This window comes from Vibrio paucivorans, assembly GCF_054053395.1.
The window spans coordinates 1279539-1298026 of sequence record NZ_CM133230.1 but is presented as its reverse complement, the minus strand read 5'-3'; the positions used below and the strand labels follow the sequence as shown (position 1 = coordinate 1298026).

Sequence of the window (18488 nt, the reverse complement as noted above, 5' to 3'; positions counted from 1 at the left end):
CTCGTTATTGTTATGCTTCCTTTGCGCTACTACTTTTTGTCGACCTGTTGAGCATAGTGCACTTTATGTAAATTATAGTGCAGTGTACCGAAGGCCTTAGCACCGAAGACTTAGCTCCGGAGGCAATTGCTTTTGAAGACGTATGCTTTCAAACTATTGATTTCACAACATGTGCTTTCAAAACCATTCCGTTCAAAACATGTGGCTTTCGGCGATTATTGGTTTTAACGTCAAGTAGCAGCTTTTAATTTGCGTTTTATGATACTCTTGCTTTCCTCAACACGCCATGCAGCGATCGATCTCTTTGTCACAAATTAAACAAATGAATAACAACGACCTACAACCCATTCAGGTAAGACCGCTCGATTACTATCCAGAAATCACTAAGCACCTGTTTTCCCATATCGAAAATCAACCGTGGGCGATGCTACTTCGCTCCGCTTCTCAAGACCATGTTGATAGCAGATTCGATATTTTGGTCGCTGAGCCGATCGCACATTTAACAACTCACGACGCCATCACAGATGTGGTTGTTGGTGACAGAACCTACCAGAGCAACCAAGATCCATTTGAACTCATCACTCAGTTGCAGCAACAACTCTTACCGGACGTGGAATTTCAGCAAGACTTACCGTTTATTGGCGGAGCGGTCGGTTATTTTGCTTACGATTTAGGCAGACATGTTGAGACTCTACCTAGCGTTGCTGAGTCCGACATCAACGCACCAGATATGGCGGTGGGTATTTATGACTGGGCAGTCATTGCCGATCATCACAACAAAGCCGCATGGCTCGTTGGAGTAGAGTTAGAGGCTCGTTGGCAATGGCTAAGCACACATCTAGAAAAGACGCTTTCCTCTAAAAGCCAATCGTTCCAGCTCCAAGGCAACTGGCGATCCAATATGAGCCAGCAAAGTTATGCAGAAAAGTTTGCGCAGGTACAAGAATATTTGTTATCTGGCGATTGCTACCAGATCAACCTTGCGCAGCGCTTTAGTGCTGATTACCAAGGTAGTGAATGGGACGCATATAAGAAGTTAGAACAGGTCAACCTAGCCCCATTCTCGGCATTCATCCGCACAGAAAACGCAGCGATTTTAAGCGTATCGCCAGAACGCTTTTTGCAGGTACACGACAATAAGATTGAGACTAAACCTATTAAGGGAACTCGACCTCGCTCAGACGATCCAACCATCGATGCTCGGTATGCCAATGATTTAGCACACGCAGAAAAAGACCAAGCTGAGAACTTAATGATTGTCGACCTGCTACGCAATGACGTTGGCAGAGTGGCAAAACCAGGCAGCGTCCATGTGCCTAAGTTGTTCGATATTGAAAGCTTTCCCGCAGTACATCACCTTGTGAGTACCATTCGAGCAGAACTTGATGTTCAGTATTCACCCGCGGATTTACTAAGGGCAAGCTTCCCTGGCGGCTCAATTACTGGCGCGCCGAAAGTAAGAGCGATGGAAATTATCGAAGAGTTAGAGCCTCATCGCCGAAGTGCTTATTGCGGCAGCATTGGCTACATCAGCCGTCATGGCCGCATGGATACCAGTATTACTATACGCACGCTAGTGGCCGAGCAAAACAGAATCTACGCTTGGGCAGGTGGTGGTGTTGTTGCTGATAGCCAATGTGATTCTGAATACCAAGAGACCCTCGATAAACTCAGTAAAATCCTGCCTGTATTACAAGAACACTAACGGGTCTTTTTTAGAAACATCGACTTTAGAAACATCGACGAGAAACGCAAATAAGCGCATTCGGCAACTCGATATTGAAGCTTGCAGAATGCGTTTACGTCCATTTTGTGATCATGGCTTCTAAGTCGGCAGCAGTGTAAGGTTTGGTGAGAATATCGTCCATGCCACACTCAATACACTTCTCACGCTCTTCAAGGGTCGTTCCCGCTGTCAAAGCGATTATCGGTATTTTCCAACCTTGCTCTCTTAACCTCTGAGTCGCCTCAAAACCATCCATTTCTGGCATCCGACAGTCCATAAAAATCAAGTCATACTGCTTTGCCTCTGCTGCTTTCAGCGCTTCGACTCCGTTGCCCTGAGTATCAGGTGTCACCTTAAGTTTCTTCAGCATTTGATTGATGATCATAAGATTCATCCGAATGTCATCCACGACTAAAATCGAAAGCTCTTGTATCGACTTCCTATCGACTTTATCCGCACTATCTCGCTCATTGAGTTCAACCTCTTTCGCTGCTTTCAGAGGCAGCACAAGGGTAAAGTGAGTCCCCTTGCCAACTTCACTCGTAAAGCTGATCTCTCCATTCATTAACTCAACCAGTTTTTTACATATCGCCAGACCTAGCCCTGTGCCTTCAAAATGGCGTCGGCTTGAACAAAAGGATCGAACAAAGATTGCTGCGCCGACTCCGCGATTCCTCGCCCTGTGTCGATAACATCAAACTGAATTCCATCCGTTGATTGCTGACACCTTAATATCACCTCCCCTTCGGCGGTAAACTTGATCGCGTTACCAACCAAATTTACCAACACTTGGCTGACGCGTTCGGCGTCGCCAATGAAACACTTAGGAAAGCCTTGCTGAGTGTCCACTTCAAATGTGATGCACTTTTCTTTTGCTTTGGAGTCGAAAATACCAACTAAGGTGTTCTCAATTTCCGACCAAACAAAGCGAGTAGGAATGAGTTCCATCATTCCCGCGCTTATCTTACTGAAGTCCAACAGGTCATTAATGATGGTTCGAAGTAAATCGCCCGAATGGGTCAAGTTATTAAGGTATATCTGCTGATTATCGTCCAGCGACGTATCCGATAGCAGTTCCGCACTACCGAGCAGTCCATTAAGTGGCGTTCGGAGTTCATGATTGATCATTGCCACGAACTCCTTGGTCGAGCGCTCTGACTCCTCGGCTCGTAGTCGAGCATCTAATGCCGAATCAAGAATTATTTGGCGGCTAAGCGCGCTACAAAGGAGCTCCAACACTAAGGTCATTTGATTCACGATGAAGTCTTTGTCTACATCACCTACTCGCACAGAAAAAATCAGCTCTCCGACCCGTTCACGGCTTATCTCCACCGGCATATGCAGCTTGCTGTCGACCCACTGAATGTAAGTCGTGGTTTGCTGAGAGCGGGCATGTTCTTCATGACCAAATTGCGTACGATTGAGAGTTTTAATTAGGTTAGGTGTTAAGTTTAAAAATGCGGTTTCAATAACATCGCTGTTGGTCAGTTGATCAAGAAAGTTTGAGAGGATCGCATCATCAACACTGTTGGTTAAAAACGCGCGGCCGAATTGAATCATGGTCGAGTCGACCTGCTCTTCAAATTCGAACTTTCTCAAATCGTGCTGAGATTGTTTTTCAAGCTGACGCAACGCTACCTGTAATTGTTGGTTGGCTTCATACAGTTCCAAGGCTTTTTGTTCCAACAGACGCTCTGCTTCTTTTCTCGCGGCGATTTCTCGCTGCACTTTTCTCTCTAACGGAGATTTCTCTGCCATTCAACTTACCCTAGCGCCAAGTGAAACCGTACATCGCTGAGATCACCATCGTTTGGCGCCATCTCTACATCAACCGCTTCATTGAAGTGCTGAGCACAACCTTGGATCAATCCTAAGCAGACATGAGATAAACAGCGAGCGCTGTGATAGTCAAACACCATTTCCGTTTGAGTTTCAGAAATGAACACAAAACTTGGTGGTTTAGCATCTGGATAAAGCTTCTTCACTTCCAAATGGATGTATTCTTCAACGTGACGAATAAACTGGAACGTATTCGCACACTTCTTCAAACCTGCAGAATTGGGCAAAGTATTCAGCAAGTTATTAAATACACTTTTACCAAACACTTCCTGAAGAGCCTCGATAGGTACATCGGTGAGCTTGCTCAGACTGACGATCATTTTGACCAACTCTTTGTGGTCATAACTGCCAACCGCAGTGAATATACCTTCACTCCCTGATTCATCGAGCATGTTCTCTAAAACTTCTAGGCCGAACTCTTGTTCAACTAGCTCCATAAACTCAGTAAAAATAATCCCTTTCATCTTTATGAGCTACCCTTAATATAGAAGTGAGTAAAGTTAAAGCATGATCCATAAGTGGATGTATTTCAAATACTAGCTAGGAGTAACGTGTTGTTTGAGCTAAGTAAATCAGACTTGATTCAAAAATTTCAGTTTCATCAACCTGTCGAGTATCACCAAGAATCGACACGACGAGTTTCCCACCTAGCCAATAAGCCTCTGCGAAAAGCCTCAGTGCTGATCGGTTTTGTGGAGCGGAAGGGAGAGTTAAGCGTGGTACTTACCCGCCGAGCATCTCACTTAAAGCACCACCCAGGCCAAATCAGTTTCCCAGGCGGTAAATACGAAGAAAGTGATGCTTCACTGCTGGATACAGCGATTCGAGAAGCAAATGAAGAAATCGGCATCGATCCCAAGCACATCCACATTATTGGCCAAATGCCTGAACTCATCACGGTCAGCCACTTTTCGGTTACGCCCGTAATTGCGTTTATCGATGCTAATTTCAATATGGTGATCGATGAGAACGAAGTCGATGAAGCATTCGAAGTACCCGTCGACCACCTACTTGACTCTAGTAAGTTATTTAGCCACACGTTTACCATCAATAATGCTAATCATCGTGTATTTGGCATCCCTTACAAGCGTCACTTCATTTGGGGGATGACAGCACAAATAATCCAAGCCATGCAGCAACACATCATGAAAACTAATTGATTGCCGTTAACAATTCTTCCACTCCGTTTTACATTAATTTAATTCACCCCTCATAGCGCAATCGTTTACTTGCGTAGCGCGTTCCGCACGCCCCCACTAACATTAGTTAAACTAATCCGATACATTAACAATAATCACGCGTAGCACGTGATTTTCGTGATTAAAAACAGGTTTTTGACATATCATTCAATAAGCTCAAACAATACATGATTTAGATCTATTTTTTGGGCAAGAAAACAATGCAAAATTGCTCTCGACTTATTTCCTGTTCCCAAAAATGAGTAACCCAAAATGAACACAACAACTTCTGCGGCTAATACCGCACAATCGTCTAGCAAGTGGACTTATAAAGATTTCACTTGGTGTCTATCACTATTTGGTACAGCGGTTGGTGCTGGCGTACTTTTCCTACCAATCAAAGCGGGTGCTGGCGGCTTTTGGCCATTAGTTATACTTGCGCTAATTGCAGCACCAATGACTTGGTTCGCACACAAATCTCTAGCACGTTTCGTTCTTTCTGCTAAGAACCCTGAAGCAGACATCACTGACACTGTAGAAGAGCACTTCGGTAAGACTGGCGCAAACCTTATTACTTTCGCTTACTTCTTCGCTATCTACCCAATCGTTCTGATTTACGGTGTTGGTATCACAAACACAGTTGACTCTTTCCTAGTTAACCAAATGGGTATGGAATCCATCCCTCGCTGGTTACTTTCTGGTGCACTTATCGCAGCGATGACTGCCGGTGTAGTATTTGGTAAAGAGCTAATGCTAAAAGCAACGTCAGCGATGGTTTACCCACTGGTATTCATCCTACTAGCATTGTCGTTCTACCTAATCCCAGACTGGAACACTTCTATGATGGAAGTTTCTCCAGAGTGGTCAGCAATGCCTTCTATCGTATGGCTAGCAATCCCAATCATTGTTTTCTCTTTCAACCACAGCCCAATCATTTCACAGTTCTCTAAAGAGCAACGTCGTGTACACGGTGACAACGCAGTGAAGAAAACTGACGCTACCACTGGTGGCGCAGCAATGATGCTAATGGGCTTCGTTATGTTCTTCGTATTCTCTGTAGTACTTTCACTATCTCCAGAGCAACTAGCGTCTGCACAAGAGCAAAACATCTCTGTTCTTTCTTACCTAGCGAACGTTCACGAATCACCACTGATTTCTTACATGGGTCCACTGGTTGCATTCGCGGCAATTACTTCTAGCTACTTTGGTCACTTCCTAGGTGCTCACGAAGGTCTAGTTGGCCTAATCAAATCTCGCTCAGAGTCTCCTAAGAGCAAGATCGAGAAAATCTCTCTAGCGTTCATCGTTATCACTACTTGGATTGTTGCGGTAGTAAACCCAAGCATCCTAGGCATGATTGAAACAATGGGTGCTCCAATGATTGCAGCTATCCTATTCCTAATGCCTGTATTCGCTATGCACAAAGTACCAGCAATGGCGAAGTACAAAACTTCAGCACCTGTGCAAATCTTCACAGCAATCTGTGGTCTTGCAGCGATTAGTTCTGTAATCTACGGCGCTCTTTAATTCCTCCCCTATTAGGCTGGAATTGAACAAAAGAATATAACGATAATAAAAAGCCTCCCTACTCCTCGTTGGGAGGCTTACTTCTGAGGTAATCGATATGATTAGTGTTTTTGACATCTATAAGATCGGCGTTGGTCCTTCAAGCTCACACACTGTTGGTCCAATGAAAGCGGGTAAAGAGTTTATTGATGATTTACGCTCAATGGGAAAATTGCGCGACATCACTAAAATCACCGTTGACGTCTATGGATCACTATCACTGACAGGGAAAGGTCACCACACAGATATCGCTATTATCATGGGTCTTGCTGGCAATACTCCTGAGAAAGTAGATATCGACTCTATCCCGGGCTTCATCGCTCGCGTAGAAGAAACTGAGCGCCTTCCTGTTGGCATGCACTGTCATACAGTATCGTTCCCGAAAGACGGTGGTATGAACTTCCATACGACCAACCTTGAGCTTCACGAGAACGGCATGCAGATCCACGCTTGGATCAATGACGAAAAAGTGTACTCAAAGACTTACTACTCTATCGGCGGCGGTTTTATCGTTGACGAAGAGAACTTCGGTAAAGAAGAAGAAAACCCAGTTAAAGCGCCTTACGAGTTCACCACAGCGGAAGAACTCGTGAACCAATGTAAGGAAAGCGGTCTTTCTATCAGTACTCTGGTAATGAAAAACCAGGCGGCACTTCATTCAGATGAAGAGTCTCGTACTTACTTCGCTAACATTTGGAAAACCATGCGTGAGTGTATGGATCGCGGTATGAATACAGAGGGTATTCTTCCTGGTCCACTGCGTGTACCTCGCCGTGCTGCTGCACTGCGCCAGCAACTGCTTACCTCAGAGAAAACAACCAACGATCCAATGTCGGTTGTTGACTGGGTAAACATGTTCGCTTTCGCAGTAAACGAAGAGAACGCTGCGGGTGGTCGTGTTGTAACAGCACCGACAAATGGTGCGTGTGGCATCATTCCTGCGGTACTGGCTTACTACGATAAATTCATCCAAACCGTTACTGAAAAAGACTACATCCGTTACTTTGCAGCTTCTGGCGCAATCGGTGGTCTATACAAACGTAACGCGTCTATCTCTGGTGCAGAGGTTGGCTGTCAGGGTGAAGTTGGCGTGGCATGTTCAATGGCTGCGGCAGGTCTTGCTGAGCTTATGGGTGGTAGCCCAGAGCAAGTATGTATGGCTGCTGAAATTGCTATGGAGCACAACCTAGGTCTAACCTGTGACCCAGTTGCAGGCCAGGTACAAGTTCCATGTATTGAACGTAACGGTATCGCGGCAGTAAAAGCGATCAACTCGACTCGTATGGCACTGCGTCGTTCATCAGCTCCAACAGTTTCTCTAGATAAGGTTATCGAAACCATGCTAGAAACGGGTAAAGATATGAACGCGAAATACCGTGAGACTTCTCAAGGCGGTCTTGCTGTTAAAGTTATCTGTTAATCCCTCCCTTATTAATCTAAAAAGCCCGGGCAAGTAATTGCCCGGGCTTTTTGTTTCTGCACCAACAACGTGTTAAAACCTCACCGTAACAGCCTGTTACTACAAGATTTTTTAATTTATAAAAAAAACTAAAGGTGACACTATATCCATACACCTTGGATATGCTGGAAACTCATCACATCTAACTGCCACCATTATTGATAACTTCCCTTTACATTTAACCCTAGGAGCTCCTAAACGAATGATTAGGTTTGAACTCGGAGACCAAGTTTGCATTTGCATGTCGGAAAGCACCCTTTCACTAGAATTAAACAATCTTCCACACGCTACGCTGCCTATTACTCAAAACGAATATCTGATCTTAAGTGTGATTTCTTGTTACGGCTCTTTGAATGTTCCAATCAGCCAAAGAAGCATAGAAAGTAAAATCGCTCAAAAATACAATATTGCTCTGCCGGAGAACGGATTTAAAAATATAATCGCATCCATCAGAAAAAAGTTTAAAAAGCTTACAAAACACCACATTACTTCCAAAAAAAGTGTCATTGAGAACATTCATCGGGTGGGTTACTTCGTTCCGTTTAAAAGCTTTAACAACCAGGCGAACGGAATGGCGCAACAAAAGCGCATTAACCACGATGCAAAAGATGCGATTAAAAACGCGCTGTCGTCGTGCCTGGCTGACAAACGTTTGTATCTCGATATCAGCATCGCGATCGTAGTATCTAGCGTAGTGTTTTTTTCGGTGACCTATTACGCCATCGATGGCGCGTTAAAACAGAGCTACTTCCATAAAGTGGGCGATTTTACAGATGCCTTCAATCAGTACTCATGCTATTCCGACTCAGCCGAGCTTCAGTCCAAGATTGATGACGTTGAGTTAATTGAATCGATCGTCATGGTTGATCGTTTCAAAACGCGCTGCTTAATCACACCTGAAGCTGTCACGCCAATGAACAAGAAAGAAATGAAAACTTGGCTTAATAATGACAGCTACACCACTCAATCATTCGACAAAGAAGACGTGTCTTTGGTGGTTCGAGTTAAAAGCGTCAACCTCGCACACAATATGAATAACTACGTATCGAACTACTTTCTCGCAGGGATTAAGGTTTGCACGAACACGGGGACATCAATCGATGTCGGGGAAACCGATGGTCGTTCAATATTGACCAAAACCACTGCAGATGGATACCAGAAATCGTTCTATCCAGCACCGCTGATTCGCAATACGTTGTTTGTTGCGGCTTTGATGATCGTACTTTACCGCTTTAAGCGCATTTGCGCCTTGCTGCAATATTTTTGGGCTATACGACGCTTCAAGATGAAGCTCGAGCCAATTTTTGATACCAGTTCGAACCAAAACATTCACTACGAAGCATTGTCACGATTCCAAACAAAAAACACCCAAAGATTCATCGAGACATTAATTGCCAATGACTTGTTGCTCACCCACACCTTGTTGGTCATTCGTACGATTTTTGGTAATTCTAAGTCATTGATCGCGCCGTTGAGTATCAACGTGTGCCCTTCTCTGCTGCAAGGAAAAAACTTTTCTCAGCTGTATGAAGCATTATCAAAGAAGGATTGCAGTTACCTCACGGTCGAGATTACTGAAAACGCCTCCATGTATTACACCGAGGAAATCTACGCCAATATCGACAAGATTAAATCTCTGGGCTGCAAGATCAGTATTGATGACTTTGGAACAGGAAATAACAACGTAGAACTGATTGGAAAAATTCACCCAGATTATTTAAAAATCGACCGAGCCTTTGTCACAGGGCTTCGTCAAGACGATAAGAAAGCAGAAACGCTCAGGCAGCTCATCGCTATGGGCAAAGCCTATCACTGTACAATCATTGTGGAAGGGGTTGAAACTGCAGACAGTGCTCACCTACTCACCACATTGGGTGCCAGCATTCATCAAGGTTTTTACTACGCGCTCACGTAACAGTGGGAGTGTTAAGGTGTAAAAAAGGCGGGGAATCCCGCCTTTCTCATACTGATTAAATCAATTGTGACAGCAGTAGAAAGCCACCAAATGCACCACCAAATATCAGCATCGCAGTGCCGCCTTCAGCTGCGTATCGCTCTGCTAAGGTAGCTGACTTCCTAAGTTTGTACACCATGGCCATCGGCACAAAAACCGCTAAGAACACCAAAATAATGCCTGCGTAACTGAGTACCGATAAGAACTGGTCCGCTGCGACAATCGCGCCAATCAAGGGCAATACAAACGTCAGTACATAAGTAATGATTTTATTCTGCTTGAAAGTGTCTCGGTTCTGGTGAAACAACGACATCGCAACACCGAAGAAAGAAGTCAACAAAGCCAAGCCAGTAAACAGCGACAACACAGCGCCAATCCAGGGCTTATCGTGCTCAAACCCTTCCATTAATTGTGAAACACTCGAGAACTGTTTAAGCTGTTCAGCTGGTAAATTCCCGACGACGGCAAACAACCAACAAAGGTAGCAAAACAGTGGGATCAACGAGCCTACAATCACCATATTGCGTAGCTGTTTATCTGTTGCTTCTTGGTTGTAAGACACTAAGCTTGGGATCACTACCATAAAACCGAAACTCGTAAACAGCACCGCACTGGTGGTGATCAGCTCAACATGGCTGTGGTTAGTCACTTGGCCCAAGTTTTCTGCAGAAAACGTTGGCAGTAGTACGGTCAACGTAAGTAGCAAACTGGCGATCATTACGAAAAACAGTAGACGATTGAGTTTATCGATCACCCCTGTACCGCACGTAACGATGGCACCAGCCAGTAAAGTAAAGATGACTTGGGCTTTAACGAAGCTGAGCTCTACTCCAATTGAGGCCATTGCTTTCACCAATAAATCCGCCGCGCCGAGAATGTACGCCATAAGTAAGCAGATCAAGAGCGCGTACAACAAGCCGTTAGTGATCAGCTGACCACCTTTGCCAAGTGTTTTGCTTGCAATCGAGTTAAGGCCCAGACCACCTTCAGATTTGATAGTGGCCTCGAGCAAAAGCAGTGCAGAGTGAGTAGTACCAAACCAAATCAATACCATCAGTAACGTGCCGTAAAACAGGCCGAACTGCGCAAGAACCATCGGAATCGCCAACATGCCGGCGCCAAGAGCTGTCCCTGCAATGATGAGGGAACTACCAAGTAATTTTGAATTCATTTTCTAAAAACCGTTTTTAATGTGTGTAAATCATGCGCGCACAGAGGCGCCAAATAAGCTTCGTGTCAGATTAGGATCAATACGAAAAGCTAAAATAAGAAAATGAATTAGGGCGTAACGTGGCGTTACTTCGATGGGTAAAGAAGGGGGTAAAGAGAGTACGTGACAGGGTGTTATGGGAAGTAACCTGGTGTGGCGACCCTTCAGTGGGCTCAAGAATTGGGGAAGTAATTTTGAAAATCATTTAGGTGTCCAATAGTAAGACAGTCCTTTTAGTAAAAAGCAGTGACTCCTTCACTACGAACCTCGATGTTGAGGTTCATCCATCTTATCCGTTCAGCTTATGATTTCAATGGTCATTCAACCAAGTGCTCAAATATCCCGCAATCACGCGGCTTATTATACCGACGACTGCGGGAAGCTTTGATGCAAAAGAGTGACTTACGGTTCTGTACCCTCTGTTGGAGTCACACGCCCTTTCAGTTCATTGCCCGCATCTCGAATCAGATCGAGTGGTGACAGAATCACGCCTTTCACTGCCCCTTGCGTCGCTTGCTGAGCAATGTCTTGGCTTTTTTCAACGATTTGATCGGCTTTCAGTGCCACTTCATCCGCCTTGAGCAAAATTGGCGGGATGTCTTGCCGCAGCGCTTCGGACTCTTTCACCACTAAAGGAATGGTTTCATTACGGTAACCTTTGCTCTCTACCAGCACAGGTGGTATCACATCTACACGATACTGCTGCGCTTCCGCCAACACCGCTGGCACCAACACTTCTCGATACTGTGTGACTTCGCCAACTATCATAGGTATTTTTGCGTCGATAGAAGCAGCAGTTTTGTTGGTGTCTGATACTGCAACCGTTACTCCCTCTACACTACGAATGATGTCTGGAAGTAAATCTTCTAGCGTGTCAGCAACCTCAAGCCACTCTTCAATCTGAAGATGCTTTGACAACGTGCTCACGTCCTCGAGGATCTTTGGGTATGTATCGATCACCTCCCCTACTTTACTGGTCATGCCATGGATCGTGTAACCGAGATAAAAGATAGAGAGGGCTAAAAGCAATTGGATCGCAGAAGAGATTTTGGACGCCATTATCTACTCCTTGAAGTTCTGGCCTATTGATATCCTAACCGACCTAATAAAAAAGCGAAGTAAAACTTCGCTTTCATTGGGGTTCTATTCGCCTTTGTAAATGCAGCCTGCGGTACAGGTCTCTTTTATCTCGATTTTGCTCAATAAAGGCAATTCAGGTTTCAGCTCACGCCAAATCCATCGAGCTAGCACTTCACTGGTTGGATTCTCTAACCCTTCAATATCGTTTAGGTAGTAGTGGTCTAAACGATCATAAATTGGCTTAAAGGCCGCTTTGATTTCTGCAAAGTCCACCACCCAACCTGTATGCGGGTCAACTTCACCTTCAACATAAAGACGAACAAGAAAAGAGTGCCCATGTAAACGACCACATTTATGACCTTCTGGCACATTCGGCAGATGGTGTGCGGCTTCGAACATAAACTCTTTGTACAATTCTGTTTTCATCTTAAATCTCGGGCATTTCAAAAGAGACGCAATACTAAGGAAATTAGCTACAACTGACAAGCTATCAAACCTGCTACAGCAAGGGAAAAGTGCTTATCTCTATCATCTAGACTTGCTGTTTAACAATCGAGTGTCATATGCGCTGTAAAAATGTCTATGCGTCAAAATATTGATTACATGCAATTTACATCACATTTACAAAACCCCACTATGTTTGTGGTCACACTAACGAACTACTACTTTATTGGTAAGCAAGCCAAACTTGTACAATCGAGAGGTTTATTCCAAATATTATAATCGCTCAACATGAATCTAACTATAACCAAAAAGCTGCTGCTGACTCTGGTGTTTGTGTTTGCCTTAGTCGTGACAGTATCGACCGCATACCAATATTTACAACAACGTGATCTACTCAATTCTGTACTCAGTGAACAGTTACATGACAAGGCCAGCAACTATTTCGATAGCCTAAACATGATGATGCTAACCGGCACAATGAGTCAGAAAGAAACCCTTAGACAAAAGGCTTTAGCTCAAGAAGGCATTGAACAAGTAAAGGTGCTTCGAGCTGATGCTGTCAGTAAAATTTATGGCCCAGGCCAAGAAAACCAACAACCCACCGACAGTATCGATCAACGCGCTCTTAATGGAGAACTGGTGATTGAACCAATCAGCGCAGATTGGGGCAAAGGACTGGTGGTCGCTCTGCCGATGAAGTCCAGTGAAAACTATCGTGGCACCAACTGTGTTGCTTGCCATATGGCACCAGAAGGCGAAGTGCTAGGCGCAATTCGCCTCGAGTACAACATGAACCATGTCAATCAGATGATCAGCAAACGCACCATGATTGCCATTGCTATCATGGGAAGCATCGCCTTTGTCGGCTTCTTACTGACATTGGGGCTCATCAAAAAGATCATCATTAAGCCTATCCAGAGAACATCCCGTTTCATGCAGGAAGTAAGTCAGACCAAAGATTTATCTATGCGTCTTACCAAGATGAATAAAGATGAAGTCGGTCAGCTTTCCGTTGCCATCAACTCCTTCGTGGGTACCGTTAGCGACAGCTTAGAAAAAGTTCAGCAGACCTCCCACACACTCGCTCACTCATCGTCTCAGCTGACAAGTGTTGCGCAAATAACCGATGATGCCGTCAGCCAACAGCAACAAGAAACCGCTGATGTTCGGGCTAACATTGAGCAGATGCAGTCCCAACAACTTAATGTTGAGCAAGCAACTATCGAGGCTTCTAACCTGATAAACCATACCACCAGCAATATTCAGCGCAGTGCAGAACAAGCCCACTTAGCCAGTGAAGACATTAAAGGTTTAGTCGGAGACATTGAATCCGTTAAAACCAATATTGAAGAGCTGAATGGCCAAACTGCAGAAGTAACGTCTATTTTAGGTGTCATTCGTGGCGTCGCTGAGCAAACTAACCTTTTGGCGTTAAACGCAGCCATTGAGGCAGCACGTGCGGGTGAACAAGGTCGCGGATTTGCAGTCGTTGCCGATGAAGTCAGGCAGCTCGCCAGTCGCACAGCAGAAGCGACGACCAGCATTGAAGACATCATCGCTCAGTTTAAACAAGACAGTGAAAGCTCGGTCGATTCCGTGGATAAGGTCTGCGAGCAGGCACACCAGCGCTCTGCCGACATCGAACAGCTTTCAGCGGCAATGTCTGAAGTAGTAACAGAGATGCAAGAAGCCCTCAGCCACGCGCAGAACATTCAGCAACAGACGCAGACTTCAACTGAGGTGAGCCACACCGTTCAAGCTAAAATGGGCATCATTACTGGGCATGCAGACGAAACCTCAAACTCCGCCTCTCAAACTCGTGATATCAGCCTAGATTTGGAGCAGTTGTCGGAACGATTAGAGTCGCTATTGAACCAATTTAAGCTATCTCATCGGAAATCGAGTTGAAACAAGTAAAATTCCCTGCTTCGTGCGCAATAAAAGGTTGAAGCTCACGATTTGCCAGGTAATATGTTCCATTGACTTAAAAAATTTATACAACCCAACAATTCGATGATTTTTTGCGCATTTTAGCCTTCTTATCACCGATATTGTTGGGTTGAATTTGTCCCTCAATGGAGAATGAAACCAACATGACTTACGCGCCTGTAACAGACGTACTTAGCGGTAAGCTAGCGGTAGACAGTGAAGTAACTGTTCGCGGCTGGATCCGTTCACGTCGTGATTCCAAAGCTGGAATCTCTTTCCTTGCCATTTACGACGGCTCTTGTTTCGACCCGATTCAGGCCGTGGTCCCTAATAATCTTAATAATTACGAAGACGAAGTGCTAAAGCTAACAACTGGCTGCTCTGTTGAAGTAACAGGTAAGATTGTTGAGTCTCCTGCTAAAGGGCAAGATTTTGAACTAGCCGCTACTAACGTAAAAGTGGTAGGCCTAGTTGAAGATGCAGACACATACCCAATGGCGAAAACTCGTCACTCAATCGAGTACCTTCGTGAAGTTGCGCACCTTCGTCCACGTACTAACGTGATCGGTGCAGTAGCTCGTGTACGTAACTGTTTATCTCAAGCAATTCACCGTTTCTACCACGAACAAGGTTACTTCTGGATGTCTGCGCCACTAATTACGGCTTCAGATGCAGAAGGTGCGGGTGAGATGTTCCGTGTTTCGACACTGGACCACGCGAACTTGCCACTGACAGATAAAGGTGAAGTGGACTACAACGAAGACTTCTTCGGCAAAGAAACTTTCCTTACTGTATCTGGCCAGCTAAACGCAGAAGCATACGCTTGTGCACTGAGCAAAGTTTACACCTTTGGCCCGACTTTCCGTGCAGAGAACTCAAATACAAGCCGCCACTTGGCTGAGTTCTGGATGGTTGAACCAGAAGTTGCTTTTGCAGAACTTGATGATGTCGCGAAACTTGCTGAAGACATGCTTAAGTATGTGTTCAAAGCTGTTCTTGAAGAGCGTCGTGACGACTTAGAATTCTTCGCGCAACGCATCGACAAGCAAGCGATCTCTCGTCTAGAGCAGTTCGTTGATTCTGACTTCGCTCAGGTAGATTACACCGATGCTATCCAAATCCTGTTGGATTCTGGTAAAGAATTCGAATTCCCAGTTGAATGGGGTATCGACATGTCTTCTGAGCACGAGCGTTTCCTAGCAGAAGAACACTTTAAAGCACCAGTAATCGTTAAGAACTACCCGAAAGACATCAAAGCTTTCTACATGCGTCTAAACGATGATGGCAAAACGGTTGCAGCAATGGATGTTCTAGCACCAGGTATCGGTGAGATCATCGGTGGTTCTCAACGTGAAGAGCGCCTAGATATCCTAGATGCACGTATGGTTGAGATGGGTATCGATCCAGAGCACATGAGCTGGTATCGCGACCTACGCCGTTACGGCACAGTACCTCACGCTGGCTTTGGCCTAGGTTTCGAACGTCTAGTGTCTTACGTAACAGGCATGGGTAACGTTCGTGACGTAATCCCATTCCCACGTACCCCACGTTCAGCAAACTTCTAATCTAAATTAGTTTAGATACTAAGCATTGACGAAAAAGCCTCCGATAATCGGAGGCTTTTTTTGGGCTAAACGCTTGGAACCCCTATCCTGCTTTTTCCGCATATCGAATACCAAACCAACACAGACACAACATAACAAAGGGAATGGCCGCAGCGGTGTATTCCGTCCACGCCAGTTCAGCAAATGATTTGGCTAAGATGAGATGAGCAAAGACCAATAAAAAAGCGATACTGATCGCGACAACAATCAGACGAACTTCATGTTTAGATTCCTGTTTCTCCATTTTCCGCTCCCGCAATGGCTACTAACACTACAGGCTATTTCATCACAGGCAGTATAGTTACACGCAATACAGTTCTATCGAAAAACAGACAATCAGTTATATTTACGGACTAAATCAGCCATTTTTTCAATGACCTGCTTGGCTCTATTGTCTAACGGATAAGAGTAGTTAAGACGTAAACATGACTGATGATGTTCAGACGTAGAAAATAACTTGCCATAGGCAACAGTGGCCCCCTGCTCTACTGCACATTCATACACATGCCGGGCATTGATGTGTTCAGAGAGCTCAAGCCACAAGAAATAACCTCCTGTAGGACAACTCACTTTGGTCTCAGCAGGAAAGCAGCTGTGAATCAGCGTTAACATGTTGTCTCGCCGCTCTTGCAACGTTTTTCTTAGCTTACGCAAATGACTATCGAAGCTGTCATGTTGCAGAAAGTGTGCGATGCCATTTTGAATCGGCGCACTTCCCGATAAAGTCGACATCAGTTGCAAGCGCTGGATGTGCTCATTGTACTTATCACTGACTACCCAACCCACACGATACCCCGGACAAAGGCTTTTAGAAAACGAACCGCACAGCAGCACATTACCCACATCATCGAATGCTTTTAACGGTTTTGGTTTGCTGGTTTCAAAATACAACTCACCATATACGTCGTCCTCAATAATGGGGACTTGATATTGTTCAGCTAACGCGGTGATTTTGGTTTTCTGCGTATCTGTTTGCGTATACGTGGTGGGGTTATGGAAGTTGGCCATAAACCAGCAAGCTGCTACTGCTTCGGTTGATAGCACATGCTCTAACGTCTCTAAGCACAGACCACTTTGTGGCGAGACAGGTACTTCTATCGCTCTTAGATTTAGCCGCTCGATGGCCTGCAGTGCTCCGTAAAACGCGGGGGACTCAATCACCACTGTATCACCAGGTTTGGTAACCGATTGTAGGCTAATATTGAGCGCTTCTAGAGCGCCAGAAGTCACTACAATATCTTGAGGAGATACTGAGATACCCTGCTGTTGATACCTCTGAGCGATACACCGACGAAGCGAGTCGTCACCGGGCGGCATCACTGACACTAAATCATTAGCAGACATTTTTCTGCCTGCACTGGCCAAGTTTCGGTTCAGTGTCTGGATCGGAAATAGAGAAGGATCGGGGAACGCAGAGCCTAACGGGACAACATCTTTATTTGAACCACTTTTCAGAAACTCAAACAGCTCGTCATTGATTTTAATTAGCTTACTTTCAGCTGGTTTCGACGCTAACTGTTCTCGACCTAGCTGAGGCGCCACAAAATAGCCCGCTTGGGGCTTAGCAATAACCCAACCTTCCGACTCTAGTAACTGGTATGCCTGTAGTATCGTGCTTGGTGCGACCGAAAAGTTACGACTGTTGACTCTGACTGAAGGGATTTTCTCCCCAGCACGCCATGTCTGTGCAATGATTTGTTGCTTGATCTGCTCAGCAACCTGTTGGTAGCGGCTCATACTTCCCTCGCTTTCACGTTCCACCTGAACCATACCACAAATGTTTGGTTTTATCTTTCCCGACGATATTCTGTTAAATCAGTAACTTAACGGCAGAATTCAGCACCCAAATAAATTGACCATCTTTATTGAATTCATACTTCTCATTTTTGTCAGTTTTCATTGAAACTCAGCGTCCCCATGTCTAACATCGTGATAGATGTCACTTTTATTCTTTAAACCTTTGTTAAATTGATAACGTAATAAGAGAGCCAGATCTAGGTTCTATACAGAGTGAGAATAACGATGAAAAAATACGACGAAACAAATATTGAATATAAAGGCGAAAGTAACGGCGTTCATAGCTGGATTGCACCACATGGGCAACCTTATTACTGGCACCCAGACTGGCTACACATCGCAGAAGATGCGACAGGCTCTCACCCTAAACAACCATTAGAAATGGCCGACGGTGAAGCCGCGACCCAAAAACATGCTATTACTGCAATATTGAAACACGTAAACACGTGGGCAAAAGAAAAATTTGCTTCAAACCCGGATATCGAAACAGACGCTATTGAATCTGAAATGAAGCTAAAAAATAGCACCTTCAATCTGTTTTCTTGTCACTCCCTTACTTTCTAGTGAGGGAGTTTTTATATTCTTATTTATGAACCCATAGTCCTAACGTTAAACAACTTGGAAAGCGCTTATTGTTCAATTAGATCGTTACGCACGCAGTTGAACCGGTGACATTGCTCTCAACCTGTCAACTTGGAGTCA

The 18488-nt window shown here is 44.8% G+C and carries 14 protein-coding genes and 1 pseudogene; 8 read left to right on the top strand and 7 right to left on the bottom strand.

All coding sequences use genetic code 11. The features are described from left to right. Positions 1-304 precede the first annotated feature (304 nt). Complete coding sequence (gene pabB / locus ACXABW_RS06090) at positions 305-1705, top strand: aminodeoxychorismate synthase component I (protein WP_457524551.1); 1401 nt, start codon at positions 305-307, stop codon at positions 1703-1705. Positions 1706-1799: 94 nt separating this feature from the next. Here the strand turns inward: pabB and ACXABW_RS06085 are convergent. Then, positions 1800-3484 (bottom strand): annotated as a pseudogene (locus ACXABW_RS06085) (ATP-binding protein). A gap of 5 nt (positions 3485-3489) precedes the next feature. Then, a complete protein-coding gene (locus tag ACXABW_RS06080) occupies positions 3490-4029 on the bottom strand; it encodes a heme NO-binding domain-containing protein (protein WP_457524550.1) in 540 nt (179 codons plus the stop codon). A gap of 69 nt (positions 4030-4098) precedes the next feature. Here ACXABW_RS06080 and ACXABW_RS06075 point away from each other — a divergent pair, with 69 nt between their 5' ends. The 4 genes from ACXABW_RS06075 (at position 4099) to ACXABW_RS06060 (ending at position 9683) form a co-directional block, all read left to right on the top strand. Further along, positions 4099-4725 (top strand): CoA pyrophosphatase, encoded by a 627-nt coding sequence (locus tag ACXABW_RS06075; protein WP_457524958.1) that lies wholly within the window; start codon positions 4099-4101, stop codon positions 4723-4725. Between the two features lie 291 nt (positions 4726-5016). Next, complete coding sequence (locus ACXABW_RS06070; protein WP_457524548.1) at positions 5017-6270, top strand: aromatic amino acid transport family protein; 1254 nt, start codon at positions 5017-5019, stop codon at positions 6268-6270. A 97-nt stretch (positions 6271-6367) separates the two neighbouring features. After that, complete coding sequence (locus ACXABW_RS06065; protein WP_008076795.1) at positions 6368-7729, top strand: L-serine ammonia-lyase; 1362 nt, start codon at positions 6368-6370, stop codon at positions 7727-7729. 241 nt (positions 7730-7970) lie between these two features. Beyond that, positions 7971-9683: an EAL domain-containing protein gene (locus tag ACXABW_RS06060; RefSeq protein ID WP_457524546.1), complete on the top strand. Its 1713-nt coding sequence runs from the start codon at positions 7971-7973 to the stop codon at positions 9681-9683. Between the two features lie 55 nt (positions 9684-9738). Here the strand turns inward: ACXABW_RS06060 and ACXABW_RS06055 are convergent, their stop codons facing one another. The 3 genes from ACXABW_RS06055 to queD form a co-directional block, all read right to left on the bottom strand. Further along, positions 9739-10893: an amino acid permease gene (locus ACXABW_RS06055; protein WP_457524544.1), complete on the bottom strand. Its 1155-nt coding sequence runs from the start codon at positions 10891-10893 to the stop codon at positions 9739-9741. 441 nt (positions 10894-11334) lie between these two features. After that, positions 11335-11991, bottom strand: a complete 657-nt coding sequence (locus tag ACXABW_RS06050) for a hypothetical protein (RefSeq protein WP_457524541.1) — start codon at positions 11989-11991, stop codon at positions 11335-11337. 84 nt (positions 11992-12075) lie between these two features. Next, positions 12076-12438 (bottom strand): 6-carboxytetrahydropterin synthase QueD, encoded by a 363-nt coding sequence (queD, locus tag ACXABW_RS06045; RefSeq protein ID WP_252030462.1) that lies wholly within the window; start codon positions 12436-12438, stop codon positions 12076-12078. 306 nt (positions 12439-12744) lie between these two features. Here queD and ACXABW_RS06040 point away from each other — a divergent pair, with 306 nt between their 5' ends. Further along, positions 12745-14364, top strand: a complete 1620-nt coding sequence (locus tag ACXABW_RS06040) for a methyl-accepting chemotaxis protein (RefSeq protein ID WP_457524539.1) — start codon at positions 12745-12747, stop codon at positions 14362-14364. Positions 14365-14549: 185 nt separating this feature from the next. Next, positions 14550-15950: an asparagine--tRNA ligase gene (gene asnS / locus ACXABW_RS06035; protein ID WP_252030460.1), complete on the top strand. Its 1401-nt coding sequence runs from the start codon at positions 14550-14552 to the stop codon at positions 15948-15950. 82 nt (positions 15951-16032) lie between these two features. Here the strand turns inward: asnS and ACXABW_RS06030 are convergent, their stop codons facing one another. Together ACXABW_RS06030 and ACXABW_RS06025 are read right to left on the bottom strand one after the other, a co-directional pair. Continuing rightward, positions 16033-16233 (bottom strand): hypothetical protein, encoded by a 201-nt coding sequence (locus ACXABW_RS06030; RefSeq protein WP_252030459.1) that lies wholly within the window; start codon positions 16231-16233, stop codon positions 16033-16035. Positions 16234-16325: 92 nt separating this feature from the next. Continuing rightward, positions 16326-17726 carry an aminotransferase-like domain-containing protein gene (locus tag ACXABW_RS06025; protein ID WP_457524537.1) on the bottom strand — a complete coding sequence of 467 codons (1401 nt, stop codon included), beginning with the start codon at positions 17724-17726 and terminating at the stop codon, positions 16326-16328. A 285-nt stretch (positions 17727-18011) separates the two neighbouring features. Here ACXABW_RS06025 and ACXABW_RS06020 point away from each other — a divergent pair, with 285 nt between their 5' ends. Further along, entirely contained in the window at positions 18012-18350 is a 339-nt protein-coding gene (locus ACXABW_RS06020) for a hypothetical protein (protein ID WP_457524535.1), read from the top strand. Positions 18351-18488 lie beyond the last annotated feature (138 nt).